14 protein-coding genes and 1 tRNA gene are annotated in these 18,381 nt (G+C 37.0%); 4 read left to right on the top strand and 11 right to left on the bottom strand.

Annotated features, from left to right (window positions below; translation table 11 throughout):
- The first annotated feature begins 254 nt into the window (after positions 1-254).
- Together B5488_RS13940 and B5488_RS13935 are read left to right on the top strand one after the other, a co-directional pair.
- Positions 255-1,493 (top strand): IS256 family transposase, encoded by a 1,239-nt coding sequence (locus tag B5488_RS13940; RefSeq protein WP_079733433.1) that lies wholly within the window; start codon positions 255-257, stop codon positions 1,491-1,493.
- Positions 1,494-1,618: 125 nt separating this feature from the next.
- Positions 1,619-2,272 carry an NIPSNAP family protein gene (locus B5488_RS13935; protein WP_079735822.1) on the top strand — a complete coding sequence of 218 codons (654 nt, stop codon included), beginning with the start codon at positions 1,619-1,621 and terminating at the stop codon, positions 2,270-2,272.
- 422 nt (positions 2,273-2,694) lie between these two features.
- On the opposite strand, the gene B5488_RS13930 is transcribed toward B5488_RS13935, so the two are convergent.
- The gene (locus B5488_RS13930; protein ID WP_079733433.1) at positions 2,695-3,933 is read right to left on the bottom strand and encodes an IS256 family transposase; all 1,239 of its coding nucleotides are present in this window, start codon (positions 3,931-3,933) and stop codon (positions 2,695-2,697) included.
- A 960-nt stretch (positions 3,934-4,893) separates the two neighbouring features.
- Here B5488_RS13930 and B5488_RS13925 point away from each other — a divergent pair.
- Entirely contained in the window at positions 4,894-7,935 is a 3,042-nt protein-coding gene (locus B5488_RS13925; RefSeq protein ID WP_079735821.1) for a histidine kinase dimerization/phosphoacceptor domain -containing protein, read from the top strand.
- Complete coding sequence (locus B5488_RS13920; protein ID WP_079735820.1) at positions 7,928-8,596, top strand: LytR/AlgR family response regulator transcription factor; 669 nt, start codon at positions 7,928-7,930, stop codon at positions 8,594-8,596. Before B5488_RS13925 ends, B5488_RS13920 begins: the two co-directional genes overlap by 8 nt.
- A gap of 320 nt (positions 8,597-8,916) precedes the next feature.
- Here the strand turns inward: B5488_RS13920 and B5488_RS13915 are convergent, their stop codons facing one another.
- The 10 genes from B5488_RS13915 to B5488_RS13870 form a co-directional block, all read right to left on the bottom strand.
- Entirely contained in the window at positions 8,917-9,549 is a 633-nt protein-coding gene (locus B5488_RS13915; protein ID WP_079736625.1) for an SDR family oxidoreductase, read from the bottom strand.
- A gap of 56 nt (positions 9,550-9,605) precedes the next feature.
- Entirely contained in the window at positions 9,606-10,589 is a 984-nt protein-coding gene (locus tag B5488_RS13910) for an NADP-dependent oxidoreductase (protein WP_079735819.1), read from the bottom strand.
- A gap of 143 nt (positions 10,590-10,732) precedes the next feature.
- On the bottom strand, positions 10,733-11,191 hold the full coding sequence (locus B5488_RS13905; protein WP_079735818.1) for a MarR family winged helix-turn-helix transcriptional regulator: 459 nt from the start codon (positions 11,189-11,191) through the stop codon (positions 10,733-10,735).
- A 5-nt stretch (positions 11,192-11,196) separates the two neighbouring features.
- Positions 11,197-11,622 carry a DoxX family protein gene (locus B5488_RS13900; RefSeq protein ID WP_079735817.1) on the bottom strand — a complete coding sequence of 142 codons (426 nt, stop codon included), beginning with the start codon at positions 11,620-11,622 and terminating at the stop codon, positions 11,197-11,199.
- Between the two features lie 343 nt (positions 11,623-11,965).
- A tRNA-Met gene (locus tag B5488_RS13895) sits at positions 11,966-12,038 on the bottom strand.
- A gap of 53 nt (positions 12,039-12,091) precedes the next feature.
- Positions 12,092-12,445 (bottom strand): SpoIIAA family protein, encoded by a 354-nt coding sequence (locus tag B5488_RS13890; RefSeq protein WP_079735816.1) that lies wholly within the window; start codon positions 12,443-12,445, stop codon positions 12,092-12,094.
- Positions 12,446-12,524: 79 nt separating this feature from the next.
- Complete coding sequence (locus tag B5488_RS13885) at positions 12,525-12,707, bottom strand: CPXCG motif-containing cysteine-rich protein (protein ID WP_079735815.1); 183 nt, start codon at positions 12,705-12,707, stop codon at positions 12,525-12,527.
- Between the two features lie 3 nt (positions 12,708-12,710).
- Entirely contained in the window at positions 12,711-14,045 is a 1,335-nt protein-coding gene (locus B5488_RS13880; RefSeq protein WP_079735814.1) for a TolC family protein, read from the bottom strand.
- Entirely contained in the window at positions 14,029-17,235 is a 3,207-nt protein-coding gene (locus tag B5488_RS13875; RefSeq protein WP_079735813.1) for an efflux RND transporter permease subunit, read from the bottom strand. Before B5488_RS13875 ends, B5488_RS13880 begins: the two co-directional genes overlap by 17 nt.
- Positions 17,232-18,374 (bottom strand): efflux RND transporter periplasmic adaptor subunit, encoded by a 1,143-nt coding sequence (locus tag B5488_RS13870; RefSeq protein WP_079735812.1) that lies wholly within the window; start codon positions 18,372-18,374, stop codon positions 17,232-17,234. Before B5488_RS13870 ends, B5488_RS13875 begins: the two co-directional genes overlap by 4 nt.
- Positions 18,375-18,381: the final 7 nt, after the last annotated feature.

Here is an 18,381-nt window from a genome sequence, read left to right as displayed (position 1 = left end):
CGAGAACCAGAGCTTCCAAAACTGCCTTAGGTTTTTTATAGTTCAATGTTGTTTAATAAATGTGGCTTTATAGATTATTAAACCACTCATTTCCTATAACCACTAAAAGGTAAAACAGGATTTATATAGTATCTTTAAGCTTTTAATTAAATAAATTATGACCTTACGACTTCTACTTATTGCAAGCTTTTTGAGGGTGTAATCTCAAGTCTGTCTAGACTTTGAAAATTAAATTAAAATTTTTAGACTAGATTATGACACAAGAAGAGATTAAGGAATTAAAGGAAAAAGCATTAAAACAATTTTTATCAGGAGAATCCCTAACCGGCAAAAACGGCGCTTTTGCTCCAATGCTTAGGGAGTTTATGGAAGAGGCCCTGGAAGCAGAAATGTCTTCGCACCTTTCCGATGAAGAAAAAGGCTCAAAAGCAGGTAATAAGCGTAATGGCAAAGGCAAAAAGACCCTAAAGAGCAGCCAAGGGGACGTCACCATTAACACGCCCCAGGATCGTAACAGTACCTTTGAGCCGGAGATCGTAGCGAAACGCCAGCGTATCCTGGCCGATAATTTAGAAAAGCAGATTATAGGCATGTACGGGATGGGCAATAGCCTGCGGGATATCTCAGCTCATATAGAGGAAATGTATGATTCCAAGATATCCACACACGTTCTAAGTGATATTACGGACCGGGTGATTCCCAAGGTTAAGGAATGGCAGGATCGCCCCTTGGAGCCGGTATATTGCATCCTATGGCTCGACGCGATGCACTTCAAGGTACGCGAAGAAGGCAAAGTAAAGCACAAGGCCTTGTATAATATTTTAGGAATAAATAAAGCTGGAAGAAAGGAAGTGCTGGGTATGTATATCTCGGAAAGTGAAGGGGCCAATTTTTGGCTTCAGGTGCTGACCCAATTAAACAACCGTGGCTTAAAAGATATTCTGATTGCCTGTACGGATAATCTTACGGGCTTTAGTGAAGCCATTCATTCTGTTTATCCCAAGACTGATATTCAGCTATGTATTGTCCACCAGATCCGCAATAGTATGAAGTATGTGGCCAGTAAGGATCAAAAAGATTTTATGAAAGACCTTAAACTGGTGTACAAGGCTGACACCAAAGACCAGGCTGAATCGGCTTTACTGGATCTGGAAGAAAAATGGGGCAAAAGATATCCCATAGTGATCCGTTCCTGGAATGATAACTGGGACCGATTGAGTGCTTATTTTGAATATACCGCACCCATTAGAAAACTCATATACACCACAAATGCCGTAGAGGCTTTTCACCGGCAGGTAAGAAAAGTAACCAAGACCAAAGGCGCTTTTACCAATGATATGGCACTATTGAAGCTGGTTTACCTAGCTACCAGAAGAATTGAAAAGAAATGGAACGCCCCACTGCAGAACTGGGGTTTGGTAGTTCAACAATTAGCTATTAAATTTGAAGGTCGGCTAGAGTTGGACTTAGCCACCAATGAAACGAAAAACTAAAATTTTCTTCTCCCGGGGGTACCCCCGGGAGAAGAAGCAGACAGAGTTGAGCTAACACTCCCAGCTTTTTCTTTTTTACTTCCTCGTATTCCCAGTCCGAAATTTATGAATTAAGGGTTTATAATATGCAATTCGGGCAATCAGAAGACATTCTTCACGATTATTTTAAAGATGCACTTATCCCGGCATTAAACCGCCAGGGTATAGAAAATGTGGGAGCCTTTGAAGAAACTGGGGAAACCTTACCTAAAAAGATTTATCTATTAATTCCTTATAAAAACATGCAGGAATATCAGGACGTAACAGATGACCTTGAAGACGACACTCAGTTTCAATCAGGCTCGGAAACTTACCAAAACACTCCACCCGATAAAATTCCATTTGAGCGATATGAAAGTCGGTTTATAAGATCTTCCTGGGGTTTTGCAAATCTCGTAAAACCGGGTGACGATTTGGATCAGTTTGAATTGAGGATTTATGAAAGTTATAATGAAGATGCATTGCGCCGAAAAATAAAAATGTTTAATGAAGATGAATTTGAAATTTTTGACAATGTAGGGCTGGAAATGGTTTTCTTCGGAAAAAATATCTCTGGAGGCCAGATGCCTTCCTTAACCTATATGCTGGCTTTTGAGGATAAAGAAAAACATCAGGAGGCCTGGTCAAAGTTCGGGAATAACCCCGACTGGCAGCGCATTTCTATCCTCAAAGAATATGAAAACACAGTATCAGACATCACCAGGGTATTTTTAAAATCCCTCTCCTATTCTCAAATATAGAGTGACGTCAAACGCTTATAAAACCTAAATTTTACACTTAGCTGAAGCTCTATTAAGATTAAACGATAATTGGGATGAAAGAAAATCGTGCTTATTTCCTTTAAAGTGAAACAACACAATTCTTTTTTACTAAAAAAGGAATGGAGTTCAGAAGATAGAAGGCTTAAAACTTTCCTTTGGAAAATAGGATCAGGTTGAGAAGTTGATCAAAATCGCGAAGTTCAAAACAATTGTGTTTTGATCCATAATCTGCTTATGAAATTAAATTTACGGAGCATATAAAAAATAAAAACCTTTCAGCGAACTGAAAGGTTTTAAAATTAATCCGATAATATTTTTCTGGATAAGACCTAAGTATTTGGGAGTGTTAGCTCAACTCTGTCTGCTTCTTCTCCCGGGGGTACCCCCGGGAGAAGAAAATTTTAGTTTTTCGTTTCATTGGTGGCTAAGTCCAACTCTAGCCGACCTTCAAATTTAATAGCTAATTGTTGAACTACCAAACCCCAGTTCTGCAGTGGGGCGTTCCATTTCTTTTCAATTCTTCTGGTAGCTAGGTAAACCAGCTTCAATAGTGCCATATCATTGGTAAAAGCGCCTTTGGTCTTGGTTACTTTTCTTACCTGCCGGTGAAAAGCCTCTACGGCATTTGTGGTGTATATGAGTTTTCTAATGGGTGCGGTATATTCAAAATAAGCACTCAATCGGTCCCAGTTATCATTCCAGGAACGGATCACTATGGGATATCTTTTGCCCCATTTTTCTTCCAGATCCAGTAAAGCCGATTCAGCCTGGTCTTTGGTGTCAGCCTTGTACACCAGTTTAAGGTCTTTCATAAAATCTTTTTGATCCTTACTGGCCACATACTTCATACTATTGCGGATCTGGTGGACAATACATAGCTGAATATCAGTCTTGGGATAAACAGAATGAATGGCTTCACTAAAGCCCGTAAGATTATCCGTACAGGCAATCAGAATATCTTTTAAGCCACGGTTGTTTAATTGGGTCAGCACCTGAAGCCAAAAATTGGCCCCTTCACTTTCCGAGATATACATACCCAGCACTTCCTTTCTTCCAGCTTTATTTATTCCTAAAATATTATACAAGGCCTTGTGCTTTACTTTGCCTTCTTCGCGTACCTTGAAGTGCATCGCGTCGAGCCATAGGATGCAATATACCGGCTCCAAGGGGCGATCCTGCCATTCCTTAACCTTGGGAATCACCCGGTCCGTAATATCACTTAGAACGTGTGTGGATATCTTGGAATCATACATTTCCTCTATATGAGCTGAGATATCCCGCAGGCTATTGCCCATCCCGTACATGCCTATAATCTGCTTTTCTAAATTATCGGCCAGGATACGCTGGCGTTTCGCTACGATCTCCGGCTCAAAGGTACTGTTACGATCCTGGGGCGTGTTAATGGTGACGTCCCCTTGGCTGCTCTTTAGGGTCTTTTTGCCTTTGCCATTACGCTTATTACCTGCTTTTGAGCCTTTTTCTTCATCGGAAAGGTGCGAAGACATTTCTGCTTCCAGGGCCTCTTCCATAAACTCCCTAAGCATTGGAGCAAAAGCGCCGTTTTTGCCGGTTAGGGATTCTCCTGATAAAAATTGTTTTAATGCTTTTTCCTTTAATTCCTTAATCTCTTCTTGTGTCATAATCTAGTCTAAAAATTTTAATTTAATTTTCAAAGTCTAGACAGACTTGAGATTACACCCTCAAGTATTTCTATCCCCAAATAAAAATAAATTAATCATTATCCATTATCGAATTAATCCCCAAACTATTTCTTCAAGAAGGCTCTACCTCTCTTTTATTAACTCTACTACTAACTCAGTTTTTAGCGATTTTTCGTGGTTATTGTAATTAATTAAATTTACTTGCTCCTCTAAAAGAGCCCTCTCCCTCCATGAGAGAGAATTTGGTAGTTGGTTAATTTGATTCATTCTATCAATATTCGTTCTTAGTCTGTCAATATCTTCTCTACACATTCATCAGATGTACAGTCCTATTCCCAACATCTAACTGTTGTATAGTTTAATCGACTATACTCTATTTTAATTTTTTATGCCTGCTCCTCGTAGAGTTGTTTCTTTTACATCTACGCTTTGTCTTACTCTTATACTTTAGCTTTTTAAATTTAATTTTTAGCGTGATACTTCTCTTATCAATTCGTATTTACCGTTAAAAATAGCAAAGAAGAAGGTGGGTTAAAAGAAAATGTCGTGAACTGCCGCTTTTTTGTCGTGAACGGATATTTTTAATGAAAAAGAAGGGGTTTCTTACCTTTTTTAGACATAAAACATGCAAGAAACTAATTTCAACAGAATTAATAACCAGGTGTTCTATCCTATTAAATCCCTGGGTATTTTCGATTAGAATAAGAAGAATTATGTCCAGTATTTTATAGGTGCAACTATGTATTTTTTAATTAGGGATCTCCCCATATAATAAAACATTATTCAGTTTAAGTGAACGGGCACTACTTATTATAAATGCTTTGAAAAAAGACGGCTTTTTAAATTGACTTATATATATTTTTAAATAATTATTTATTTTACGTGAAAAACTATACTGCTTTTTTACATTTGATCATCTAATATGTTCTAAACCAAAATTTGAAAAAATTAGTTTTTTTATTCTTTTTACTTTTTTCAGGTGCACTTTGGTGTCAGGAAGAAAGTTCTCTATTAATTAGTAAAAATACCTTTTCATTTAGAGATGGTTATTTGATCTCCAGTCCTTACCATTCCATGTACGATAGAAACGGCTGGTTGTGGATTTTGGGTGAGAACAAACTTTCAAACGAATATATTTTAGGAGAGCAGGAAATTATTATCCAACGTTTTGATGGGGCTAATTTCTTTACCCTAAAATTACCGAACACCTATGATAAAAAAATAAAAGGAGGCCATTTCTTTAAACATAAGCCCCACGGCCTGTACCTGAAATTATATTACCAGGCCGCACGGGAAGAACTATTTTATATCAACACAGAAACCCTGGAAATTAGTGCTGTCGAAGATTATAATAACTTAAACGAAAACTATTTAATTTCTAAAGCATACCCAGCCGGGGATTTTAACCGTATCGTTCTTACGTCTAACGATAAATTTTATAGTGCTACACTTGATAAATTAAGTTTAAGATTTATTGATTCTATACCCTTTGACAAACCAGTTGCTCAACCGATTCTGGCTGATCCAATCACAACAGATAACTATACCCTGATAAAGTTACTATTTCAAAACGAGGGGTATTTTTTGAATAAAGAAGGAAAATTCATAAAAAAAATAGTCGAAACTGATTTTGAAGCTATTGATGGAACTCATTTCTTTCCTAAGACTATCCATACCTCATTTAAAGTCAATAATGCTTTTTATGCCTATCTGGATAACTATGAGAATGTCTTTAAATTCAATAAAACACTTAAAAAATTCATAGAAATACCCAATAGCAGTAACCTCCTTAGCAAAAATAAAGCACTGGAGTTTACACCAGATTTCAAACATGCTTTTTCAACTGAGATTTTTAGTGATTATACGGCAATTGAGTTGTATCGGTTTAAAGATTTTCAAAAGGAGTTACTCACTAAAATTGAAATAAAGAGTTTTTCAGAAACCGCTTACAGGGAATTTGGAAAAGACCTGGTCGTTCTTAACGGAAATACCTTAGAACCCTATTCTTTCATTGAAAGTAAAATTAAAACTTTTTTAAAAGGTAAAAGCATACGAACGATTAAAAAGCTGAAGGAAAACAAGTATATCGTAGCAACGGATGCTGAGGGGTTTTACAAGATCGACGTAAAAGAAAATACAGAAGAACGAATTAAAATTCTAGCACATACTGCCGAGTTGGCAATTAATTACTCCCGGGATATTTTTATTAAAAAAGACAACACTTTTATAATTGGTGATTCTGAAAATTTATACACCCTGGATTCAAATTATGAGGTAATTCAGGATGAAACGGTAAAAATACGTGGTGAGGAAATCATTAAAATAAATGACACACTTTTCACTGCAAATCCACGAGGTGGCATTTCCAAATACAGCATAAACGAAAAGAGATATACGAAAATTGCAAATACAAATGCTATACAGGTAAAGGAATTTACTACAGATGGCACACGACTCTATGGAACCTCCTCTAAGGGAATTTTTGAATATGAGAATGGCACTTTTAATACCTACGAATTTGAAAATGTAGAAACAGATAATTTACTGTCTATAAACCACCTGGAAGATTATGGAATCCTGGTTTCTACAAAATTTGGCAAAATTTATACGTTTGATACAAGGACTAAAAAATTAAAGCTTTTTTACGAAGATGAGTTAAATGCTTCAATAGTAGGTATGGTTGCAGACGGGACCGGGACTTTGTGGTTAAATACCTATGCGGGAATTGTTTCTTTAGAACTATCTTCAAAACAAATAATTAGATATACTAAAAAAGACGGTGTTTACGAGCTTAAAGGCAATATGTTCAGCACCTATAAAGATGAGCAGGATGGCAGTATCTTTATGGGAAGCTATAAAGGTCTTCGCTATTTTAAGCCTGATGAATTGGTTGAAAATAATATAGATGTTCAACCTCAATTTACTTCAATCTCATTTTTTAATTCAGAAAACGATCGTTGGGAAATTAATACTTCGCCTAGCTTTTTAAACAACACCAGCGAAATTGTATTGCCTTCAGAATACAGAAGGTTTTCTGCAACACTATCTGTATTTGGACAAATGAACACTCAGGATATTAAATACCGGTATCGTTTATTAAATAGCGATAATAACGCTGACTGGTTTACGACCTATTCTGGTAAAGAAATTTTATTTGCAAATCTGGCAGCAGGAACTTATACCTTGCAGGTTGAAACGTACAGCGCCTCCAGACAAAAAATAGGAGAAACAATTGCTCTCAAAATAATTTCTAAAGAAGTCTTTTATAAAACCTGGTGGTTTATTTTACTACTTCTGCTTTTTGTTTCCATTTCTGTTCTATATCTGTTTTATCAGTACAAAGTAAAACAGAACTTATTTGCAAAAAATGAAATTGCTTTAAATGAAGCTAAGATTAAAAATACTATGATGTTGGAAATTCATCATAGGATTAAAAATAATCTTCAAATTGTTTCCGGGTTATTAGGCTTGCAAATGGCAAAAAGCTCTAACGCGGAATTAAAAGTAAAATTACAGGATAGCCAAAGCAGGATAGAGTCTATCGCAGGTATTCACAACCTGCTGTATAATTCAAATAATCAGGATTTTATTTCTGTGAAAGAAAATATAGAAAATTGTGTAACCTATTACAAAAAGCTTTTTCCCATAAATGCAACGTATCATTTAGACATAGACACGTCCATTTTAAGCATCAATCAAGCTACCCCCTTTTCACTTTTACTAAATGAATTAATAAATAATTCAAACAAACACGCTTTCGCGGAAACCGAGAAGCCAGCAATTTATATACATTTTGAAAAGCGGGATAAAAAGTATGTATTTGAATATTTTGACAATGGTAATTTTAAAAACCAGGAGAGCCAAAAACAAGCTATGGGTATGAAAATTATAGAAATGATGAACAAGCAATTAAAAGGCGATTTAAGGATTGAAAACACTACGAATTTTAAATTAACTTTACTTTTTTCAACAAATGAATAGCATAAAAATCTACATTTTAGAAGACGAAATAATCACCCAGGAGCTTCTAAAACAAACGTTGGAGGATTTGGATTTTACAATTTGCGGGATGGCAACAAATGCAGAAACCGCGCTCGCTGAAATCGCCTTATTAAAACCAGATATTGCCATTCTAGACATTAGAGTAGAAGGCTCAAAAACAGGGGTTTGGTTAGGGAATCAATTAGACATCCCGCTCATCTATTTGACTGCTTTTAATGATGAAGAAACTATTAAAAAAGCAATTGCTACAAAACCAACCAGCTATTTAGTAAAACCATTTAATAATAAGGATCTATATATTGCTGTAGAATTAGCAGTAAGTAAAATAAAAAAGAAGGCGCAAATCATTGTTAAGGATAAAGACAAAAAAATTATCCTTCTTGAAGAGCAGATTTTATTTGCAAAAAAAGAAGATCAATATCTAATACTTTATTTGAAAGATTCTGAAAAATTAATTCGTTCCAGTATTAAAGAGTTTTTAGAGCAGATGAATTCTTCTTCATTTTTACAAGTGCACCGTTCTTATGTAATCAATAAAAATTGTGTTACCGCCTTTAATTCCAAAGAAATTACCATTAATAACAGCAGCATTCCAATCTCAAAAACCTTTGCTAAAGAAATTTTAGAGGAGATTTCTTAAGCTTTTTTCGTCTTATATGAATTGAACATCAAAAGGATCCCTTCCCCAGAATTTGGGGCAGGATTTTGCTTTCTTTCTGCAAACCTATTATACCTTATCTAAAATCAGTTAGTAAACTACCTCGGGCAAGCCCACGAGGCATAAATAGGAAACAATATTTTAATTTCGAAGCAAGCCTTGGAGTATTTAAATCTCGATTATCGAGTAAATAAAAAAATACCGATTAAAATTTTTAGAAATTAATCGGTATTTATACTGAAATAATAGATTAAGTATTAGGAGATATTTTTTCACAAACTTCCCATTAGTATTTGTTCTTTCTATGAACGCACAGCTTTTTCAATTGGAGTCTCACCATCAAGAATTTCAAAAACCTGATTTTGCTTTATATCATCGTCAAGAACCTCAATAAGCGTGTGAGCCACATTTGCTCTCGAAATACTTTCTTGTTTTTCTAACTTTTCCTTTAGTTGTATTTTACCCGAACCTTCTTCATCTGTAAGGGCTCCAGGTCTAACAATCGTATAAGCTAAACCGCTATTTTTCAGGTAATCATCAGCATTCCCTTTTGCTTTAAGATAATCTTCAAGCTCTCCACCAATACTGGGATTGTCTACGCCCATAGAGCTAAGCATAACAAATTTCTTAACCGCTGCATTCTTCGCAGCGTCGGTGAATTTTTTTGCTCCTTCCTGATCAACTCCTTCAACATTTTTTCCACCAGAACCTGCAGCAAAAATCACTTTATCCACATTTTTAAAAGCATTGCTCAAATCTTCTTCCAAATCGGCCAGCACAGCAGTTACATTCTCTTTTTCAAAATGCTCTTTTTGCTCCTGTTTTCTAACCATGGCAATAGGCTGATATTTATCAGATTTTTTTAATAAATCAATAATGATTCTTCCAGTAGTGCCGTTCGCGCCGGCAACTAATACATTTTTCTCTTTACTCATAATCATTTTTTTTATTTAGTTATAAAATATAATCTCCTGACCAATTCTTAGAAGGTTTAGGATAAGCTAATAATTACTTTCCCCTCTGCTCTTCCGGTCGCCAGGTATTCATAGGCATCGATTCCATCTTCGAAATCATAAATAAGATCTACTATTGGCTTTATATCGCCATCTTCAACCATCGTTTTGATCTCATTCAACTGCGCTGCGTTAGGCTGCATCCAAGTATGTTTATAAACTGCCGATTTCTCTTTAATCAGTTTTGATAATTGTTCGGGCAATTTATAATCTTTGATCCCCATTATTTTGGCCGAATCTTCATCTGGCGGACCTACGATTGAAGTTACAACTCCGCCTTCTTTAATAATTTCAAAAGCATCAAACGTATAATCATCTCCTAAAGTGTCAAAAACAATGTCGAGGTTATTCGCAACTTCTTTGTAATCTTCATCTTTATAATCGATTACGCGGTCAGCTCCCAGGGCTTTTACCCAATCTACATTTTTGCCACTGGTGGTTGTATAAACGATAGCCCCTTTTGCTTTGGCATACTGAATGGCAAAACTACCTACACCACCGGAGCCCGCGTGAATAAGAATTCTGTCGTCTTCTTTTATCCCAGCTTTTTCTAAAGCCTGGATCGCGGTGAGTCCTGTTAATGGTAATCCTGAAGCTTCTTCAAAAGATATATTTTCCGGCTTTTTAGCAACTTTATCTGCATTAATCGTTACAAATTCTGCTACGGTACCCATTTGTTCCTGTGGTACCCTGGAATAGATTTCGTCACCAATTTCAAAATTACTAACATCAGCGCCTTTTTCTACAACCACACCGCTCACATCAAATCCTATGGTGCTCGGTAGCTTTAAAGCCAGCATTTCTTTTAAATGACCTTGTGCCATTTTATAATCAATAGGGTTTAAGGAAGCCGCCTTAACTTCAACTAAAATATCATTTGGCTTTACCGAAGGTTTTTCGGTCTCATTGATAGATAAACTATCCTTAATTTCACCGTATTTTACTATTTGTAGTGCTTTCATATCAATTGTGTTTTTACTCGATAATCGAGATTTACATGCCTGGAGTTTTGCTTCGATTGAAAAAATTAGATTTTCGAAACAAACTTCGTGTGCTTATCCCGAAGTTCTTGATTTTAAAAATTTATTTATCAGTAAGTTAATACTTATTCTCTGTCGTTTTGCTTGTCTGAAAGAATATCAGTCCATTTATTCAGCGTATCTTTTAGAAGCATTACTTCTGTTAGGGTTACATCTTCCGTTAGCAAAGTATTGAGCAGCTTTTCCGGAATTGGGATCGCAGTATTTTTTAGCTCTTTTCCTTTATCCGTAAGCTGAATAAATACACTTCTTTCATCTTTTTCAGACCGGGAACGAAGCAGCAAACCCATTTTCTCCATTCGTTTAATAAGCGGAGATAGGGTATTGGTGTTTAGTAATAATTTTTCACCAATTTTATTGATCGATAATTTGTCATTTTCCCAAAGTACCAATAAAACCAGGTACTGAGGATAAGTTAAACCCATTTCTTCAAGGAATGGTTTATAGGCTTTCGTTATTAATCTTGAAACCGAATAAATGGGAAAGCAGATCTGGTTATTTAATTTGAGTTGCTGATCGTCCATAATATTTATTTTTTGGAATTTCTCCAGGCTTTCCACGCGCCAGAGGACCAAAGTGCCCAGGCTATAAGAACTGGCTGAAAGAAAAGCCGTATCAATCTTGCGCTATCTGAATCTAAAGCTCCGAAGGCATCTTTTCCGTCTAAATACTGGGCGACATTACCGGGAAAAATCAGTATAAAGAAAATTGCTAATGCCCAATCAATTATAGCACGTTGCTTTTTCCAGAATAGTAAAGCCAGACCTAGTGCCATTTCAACTATCCCAGATAAGATAACTACTAGATCTTTGCTTAACGGAACCCAATCTGGTACCTGAGCCTGGAATTCTACCCTATTAAAAGTTAAGTGGCTAAAGCCTGCATAAATCATAAACACTGCGAGTAAGATCCTAAAGATGTTTTGCGCCAGTGTTGTTTCAACTTCTCTTTTCATTACTTTTATTTATATCGCACAAAATTAAATCGTGCACGACGCAAATATAAATAATTTTAAAATTGAAATTCATTAATTAGGATAGTAATTGTTTATTGCTAATAGAGATAACTAACTTCAAAGATTGCTTCACGAGAATACAGGAAGGAAATTTGAAACGTCTTAATTCTCCACAGCATCACCTTAGAAGACTATTCAGGAATTAAGAAAAGAAGCAGAATTTTAGCAGTTTCAGTCTCGAAATCACAGAATTTATAAAAACTGCATATTAAAAATTCGAGCAATATTGTACCTAGTCCTAAAAAAAAGGCTCCACATTTCTGTGAAGCCTTGTCTTTGCTAGTAGCGGGAACTGGACTCGAACCAGTGACCTTCGGGTTATGAGCCCGACGAGCTACCTACTGCTCTATCCCGCGATATCGACTGCAAATATACAGTCATTTTTTATTTCTCCAAAGCTTTTTTTAAATTAAATCATCACCCAATTCATAGCTTTCATCCGTTCCTTCTTTTCAAACGATTTCACATCTGCCGGAACAATAAAATCTTTTACGTCCATGGATTTCTTAAATAGCTTATCGTCAGTCACAATAGCCATTTTATAAAGATCTTCGGAATGTGAAAAATGAAATTTTACTGCCTTTAAAAACCCGCCCAGCGAGATTCCTTCATCTGATTCATCCTCGATATAAAGGCAAATTGGGCTTACATTTTCTAAACGATCTTTTATTTCTGAAAGGATTTCTTCAATTTTCTTCTGATCAATTTCCTCGTTAATCAGGAACCCGACAACGTTCTCCGCAAATTCAAAAGTTTTTTCCATTGAGCTACAACTAGGTTAGTCTTCCCTAAGTTAAAAAAAAGAAAATGAATTGAGGCGGTAATAAAAGTAATTAGGAACTTTATTGTTCAATATTTATCGCTTCATAAGAAGTCAATTCTCCATGCTCAAAAGAAACGCGTATTTCTATAGGATTGCAACAATTCTCACAGTCTTCAATATAGGTTTGACTGCTAATAGAGGGATCTAAGAGAACCGATATCTCTTCCCAGCAATAAGGACATTGAAAAAAGTGCTCGTGCATAAACTACAATTCAACATTCAACAATTGGCCGGTGAGTTGTAGCAACTCCAATTCAGCAATCTTTGCATCATATTTTGCGAGATTAAGACTCGTTCTCGCATCCAGTAAATTCACCTGGGCCTGTCTAAATTCAATAGAAGTAATTCTTCCAAGGTTAAATTGCTCCTGGGAACGCTCAAAATTATCCTGATTGGTAGCTACGTTTTCTTCCTGGACTCTTAAAATATATAACCGGTTTTCATAATTCCCCAGAGCATTGGCAATATCCCTTCTAATTCCCAGGGCTACCTGTTTCTTTTGCAATTCCTGATTCTCGTGGGTTATTTTAGCATTCTGAATCTGTACCGAAGTGGTTCCGCCATCAAAAAGATCCCAGGTTAAACTTACACCTCCCGAAATACCATCAGTAGTTTGCCTACTTCCTGGAAAGAAAGCTGTGGCAGCGCTTCTATTAAAATTCCACCCATAAGACCCGTTAAGATCTATAGTTGGTAAATAACCAGATTTACTGATTTTAATGTCATAATCTGTAATAGCCAAATTTTTATCAAGCTGAAGCAAGGATACATTATTAGCTTCTGCTTCATCTATATAGGCTTCCAATTGTAACTTCGGAATAAAACTAACCGTAGTATCTACTTCAAAATCCTTATTGGTTATTTGTCTATCCACCAATACATTTAGATCTCTTTTGGTATTATCTAGTTGTTGTCGAGTTTGGAGCAGGTTAACACTATCGTTATTCACATCTACCCTGGCATTGAGAACAGCCAGGTTATTGCTTTGTCCATAGTCAAATTGATATTGCGCCCTGGTCACCCGATCTTTTGAGGTTCCTAAAACATCTTTCAACACTTCAACATTTTCGGTTAGGCGTGCTATTTCGTAATAGACCGTTAATAATTGCAGCATGGTATTTTCTATGGTTTCCCGTGCCTGCAATTTTGAAAGGTCGTATTGTTCTTTTAAACTCTTATAATTATAGAACCTCCCTAAACCATCAAATAACGTGTAATCTATATTTATAGAAGCGTTATAAGAATTGCTTTCTATGCCTTCCTGCTCTAAAGGTTCACCTTCTTCGGGCTCTGTAAGCCTATCATTAAGATCATAACCGGCACCGGCACGACCCGTTAACGATGGCAAATAACCAGAATTGAGAATTCCCTGGTTATTTTCAGCAATTTCCACATCGTTGTTAGCCATTTCAATACCGTAGTTTCGCTCCAGGGCGAGCGCTATAGCCTCTTCTTTGGTTAAAACCTCTTCTTCCTGAGCACCCATGCTACCCATACAAAAAATAGCGACCACAAGTATTAAATTAACCGATCTCCCCATGTGCTTTTTCTTCTTTTTGTTCTTTAATAGCTCTTTCCACTTCTTCGTGAGTCACTCTGTTTCCGCTGGCGAGCCATTTTGTGCCCACTTTAATATTATTACTTATAGATAGTAGTAATGGCAAAAGCAGTAAGGTTAACACCGTAGCGATAGCGATTCCGTACGAAATAGAAATTGCCATTGGTTTTAAGAATTGCGCCTGTCTGCTTTTTTCAAGGAGTAAAGGGGCCATCCCAGCAATAGTTGTAAGCGAGGTTAGGAAAATAGCCCGGAATCTCGCACGGCCCGCTTCGTAAAGCGCATCGTCAAACTTCATCCCGTCACGTAGGTTTCCGTTGAATTTACTAATGAGCACCAGCCCATCGTTTACCATAATTCCCACCAGGGCAATAATTCCCAGTGCTGAAAGTACATTTACCGGGAAATCGTGAATCCAGTGACCCCAGGCAACGCCAATAATACTAAAAGGAATCATTATCATGAGTAATAAAGGCTGACTATAACTTCTGAAAGTGAAAGCGATTACTGCGTAAATAAGGAATAAAATCACCGGTAGAACTCCTTTGGCAGAATCGGTTAACTTGTTAGCTTCCCTATTTTGCCCTTCATAAGAAACCGACAAACTTGGATATTTTGTAAGTAAATCGGGCATTACGTTACTTCTAATGTCTGCGAGAATTTCAGTAGAACTCCCGTTGGGATCTTCCATATCTGCACTTACCCTAATTTCCCGAAGTCCGTCTAAATGACTTATAGATTCGGTACCTCGCACAATTTCATAATTAGCGATTTCATTAAACGGCACCCGGTCCCCATCTGGCGTGGTTAGACGCATATCGTCTAAATCGTTTATAGAAGAACGATTTGCAAGATCGTAACGCACCCAAACCCTAATTTCATCCTGGCCCCGCTGAAAACGCTGTACCGGGGTTCCAAAAAACCCATTTCTCACCTGGCGCATCACTTCGCTAAGATCAAGACCAAGAGCATAAGCGCTCTCCTTTAGTTTAATATTAATTTCTTTTATTCCCTGCGGATCGTTATCCTTAACATCCTTTAAAAGAGGATTATTTTCAAAATTATCCTTTAATTCTTCTTTTGCAGCTTCAAGTTCCTGAAGGTTATTCCCCAGCAATGAAACAGAAACCGGGTCTCCTCCAAAATTACCTCCCGATCCAAACGTGAGGTTCTCTACACCAAAAACAGGTCCTACTTCATCCCTAATGGCATTAGTTATTTCAGGGGAACCAATATCCCTTTCTTCCCCGGGCAGTAAATTTACCTGTAGGGAAGCTTTATTATTTCCGGGGCCAACCCGTTTAATAGTATTTTCTACAACTTGCTTATTACCACTCTGGCGGCTGCTAAAATCTTCATTTACCCGCCAGGCTGCAGCTTCAACCATCGAGATAATAGAATCTGTTTTTTCAGGATTTACACCTTCAGCCATTAAGAGATCTATACTCACACGGTCACTGGCGATACTTGGGAATAAGGTTATCCTAATCCAGTTGCCACCAATAGCTCCAATAGTTAGAATTAAAACCGCCACCAAAATACCTAAAGCAAGCATTTGTTGTTTAAGTACAAATTTTAGTACCGGGCTATAAGATTTATCCCTTAGGTAACTCATAACTCGATCTCCAGTGCGGTTTACTATCCGCATCTTAACAAAGAGCTTTGCCAGACCTTTTTTCTTTTTATCTTCTTCAGCATTCCTGGCTTGCAAGGCTTTTGAATGGGCAATGTGGGCCGGTAAAATAATAAGGGCTTCTACCAAAGAAACCACCAAGGTGAGAATGACTACTGTTGAAACTTCGCCAAAGAATTCACCAATTCTACTGTCTAAAAATAAGAATGTTGAAAATGCTAAAACCGTAGTTAGAATAGCAGAAATAATTGGAGGGATTACTTCCATTGTTCCATCTAAAGCTGCCTGAACGGGAGTTTTCCCCATTTCGTAATGCTGATAGATATTTTCGCCAATTACAATCCCATCATCTACCAGGATTCCAATTACGATAATCATCCCGAATAAAGAGAGCACGTTTATTGTTACACCAAACTGACCAGCGAACATAAACATCCCCAAGAACGCAATTGGAAGACCAAATGCTACCCAAAATGCCAGTCTTGTATTTAAAAATATTGAAAGAAACAACAACACCAGAAAAATTCCCATCGCACCGTTTTCCAGGAGTAGCCGGGTTCTCTGGCCTAATGTAATTGAAGAATCTGAAACAACGTCTAAGCGAATATTACTGCTTTTTGCGTTGTAATCTTTCACATATTCTTTAACCTTTTTTGCAGCCGATAAAAGGTCTTCGTTATTTGTATTGCTTATCGCAACATTTACAGCAATATTTCCATTGAAATATGAAGAGTTAGAAGTCTCACCAAATTGATCCCGAACTTCTGCAACATCGCTTAGGCGAGTGGTTTGTCCAGTTGCTGTAGATCTTATCACCAGGTCATTTAAAGCATCGGCGTAATAACTTCTACTGTTTGCTCTAATTAAATAATCTTCGGCTTCGGTTTTTATGGTTCCACCGGTACTTAAAATATTTGCTGCGCCAACCGTTCTGGCAACTTCTTCAAAAGTTAGATTATACGCCAAAAGATCGTCCTGGCTAACCGCGATTTCAATTTCTTCTTCAGGAAATCCGGAAATCTCTATTTGCGAAATCCCATCAAGTTGTCTTAGATCGTTTTCAATTTGCTCGCTAATACGTTTCAGTGTTACCAGCGGCACATCGTCGCCACTAATGGCAAAACTAATAGAAGGCCTAACTCTTTCTTCTTTAGAAACCACTAAAGGCTCCATTCCGCCTGGAAAAGTAGGAACACGATCTACCGCGTTTTTCACTTCGGTAAGCATGACATCTATATCTTCGTCCTGCTCTATTTCTACGGTAATTGAACCACCACTCTCACGTGCTGTAGAGGTAACCCTTTCTATACCTACTAAACCTTTAAGGTTATCTTCAATTTTTAGAATAATTCCCTCTTCAATCTCCTCTGGAGCTGAACCCGGATAATTTACATTGATATTGATGATGCGTGATTCTTCTAAAGGAAAAAAGGAAGAATTTAAGCTGAATACGCCTACCAGGCCAAAAATTACAAAAGCGAGGATCACCACATTTACGGCTACCTCATATTTTATAAAATAACTGATTAATTTTCTCAAAATTCCTCGGCTTTAGCAGTGTCTTCCTGTTCCTGTATTTGCACTTTCATTCCTGGGTGTGCACCGGGAACAGGAGCTGAAACCAGTTTATCGCCATCTTCAAGGCCCTTTATCACCACTTTATTGCTGGAAAAATAAACAGGATTAATGTCTTCTAAAACCATCACGCTATCTTTTACCACGTAAACTTTAGAACGATCTACCAATAACTCTCTTGCAATTTCTATCGCATTTTCCTCATCACGGGCATCTAATTTTGCCTCCAGGTACATTCCCTCCCGAATATCAGGAGCTTCAATTCTTATAAAAACCTGGATGGTTTGCGAGGCGCGGTCTACCCTGGCATTTATTCTGCTTACGGTACCGGTATAGGTTTGATTACCATCTAGATCCTGAAGCGCCACATCTTCGCCAATTTTCAATAAATCTGAAAACTTTTTTCCAACGGCTACTTCCAGTTCGTAAACCGAAGGATCTATAAATTCACCAAGTTTCTGGCCGGGTCTTACCAAAGTTCCGGGATTAACGGCTGCTTCAGTTAAAACTCCATCAAATGGGGCCACTATATTAAACTTTCGAAGGCGCTCTTCAAGATTTTTTATTTCGTAATAAGCCGATTGTATTCCGCGACCGGTAATAAAATATTTTTCTTTATCTGAATCTGGCTCAGGCAGGGGTTTGGTGGTACTGTTTACATCAAAATTATCCAGGTAATTTTGCCATTTCTGAAAGGAATCTGGATAATCCATTCTAAGATCGGGCATAATGGATGTGATATTATTGAATAATTCACTTTTAGCCGAGCGCACACTTGCAGCATATTCTTCAGAATTAATACTTAAAAGCACCTGACCTCTATTATATCGTTGCCCGGGCCTAAAATTTTTACTGCTATACTGGAAAATCCCTTCTACTTCAGAGAAAAGTTCCATTTTTTTAAGGGCGGTAACATTCCCATTAGCGGGAACTATTATAGGAACCTTTCGGTTTTGAACAGTTTCTACAAATACATTTTTTACTACTTTGGTAGTCTCAGGTACTTCTTTTACATTACTATCAATAATTGCTTTTGCGCCAAAAACGGCTAAAACAATAAGTAATACTCCCAGTATAGAAAGTATGATTTTGCGTTTATCCATGTGTGTA

This window comes from Salegentibacter salegens (assembly GCF_900142975.1).
Classification (GTDB): domain Bacteria; phylum Bacteroidota; class Bacteroidia; order Flavobacteriales; family Flavobacteriaceae; genus Salegentibacter; species Salegentibacter salegens.
The sequence above is the reverse complement of the archived record's forward strand: the minus strand, read 5'-3'. Positions and strand labels throughout refer to the sequence as shown.